This window comes from Mycobacterium sp. NGS41 (genome assembly GCF_059812725.1).
Genome location: NZ_JCALDF010000074.1, coordinates 1 through 1,114 on the forward strand (window position 1 = coordinate 1; position 1,114 = coordinate 1,114).

At 68.0% G+C, this 1,114-nt stretch carries 1 protein-coding gene; it reads right to left on the bottom strand.

Going from position 1 to position 1,114, the window contains the following annotated elements; translation table 11 throughout:
- A partial coding sequence (locus AC5Y21_RS25970; RefSeq protein ID WP_499917016.1) for a thioester reductase domain-containing protein occupies nucleotides 1-1,114 on the bottom strand: 1,114 nt, incomplete at both ends.

Consider the following 1,114-nt stretch of genomic DNA (forward strand, 5'->3'; position numbering starts at 1 on the left):
GCTGCCGCTTGCCCTCGGCGTCCAGCTCGTAGAACGAGGCGGGCGCGATGCCGGTGGCCACCAGCGAGAGCATCATGCGGGTGAACATGTCGGGCAGGTTGAGCTGTCCGGCCCAGGTGGTGTCGGCCAGGATCATGTCGCAGCGGAATACCGCGACGGGCAGGCCGCACAGGTCGTGGGCTTCGCGCAGCAGGACTTCGCCGGCCCATTTGCTGTTGCCGTAGCCGTTGGCGTAGCTGTCATCGACCCGGCGGGTGGCGCTGATGGCCCGGATGTCGGCGTCTTCGGTGAAGGCGCCGGGCTTGATCTGGTCGCCCACCCCGATCGTCGAGACGTAGGTGTAGGGCTTTTGTTTGCTGGTCAGCGCCAGGCGGATCAACTCGGCGGTGCCCAGTGCGTTGGGGCCGAACAGCTGGCTGTAGGGCAGCACGTGGTTGACCAGCGCGGCGGGGTCGACGATGACGTCGACGGTGTCGGCCAGCCGCTGCCAGGTCTCGGTGTCCAGGCCCAGATTGGGCTCGCCCTTGTCGCCGGCGAGCACCTCGAGGTGATCGGCGGCCAGCTGGCGGTAGTGGGCCAGCAGCTTCGGGTCACCGGTGTCGAAGATGTTGTCCAGCCGGGCGCGGGCGTCGGGGTCGGACTTGGCGCGCACCAGGGCGATGACCTTGCCGTCGACCAGCTCCATGCGTTCCAGCCACTGCAGCGCCAAATAGCGGCCCAGGAAGCCCGTCGCCCCGGTCAGCAACACGGTGCGGATCCGCTCGCTGGGAGCACCCAGGTTCGCGGCGCCGGCCAGGGTGTCCGCGTCGAGGAACTTGTCCAGCGTGAGGTCACTGGCGTGCACCTCGACCGCGTCCCGGCCATGCACTGAAGCGAAACTGGGCCGCTTCGAGCCGGCCCGCTCGCCCTCGATGTAGTCGGCGATGGCCTGAAGGTCGCTGGCCGGACTGACGATCACACCCACCGGCACGTCGACATCGAAGATCTCGTGCAGCAGATTGCCGAATGTCAACGCGGACAGCGAGTCTCCGCCCAAATCGGTGAAGTGCGCATCCGACGACAAGTCGGCAGCAGCGCTGCCCAGCAGCGCACCCGCGGCCCGGATCACGGTTTC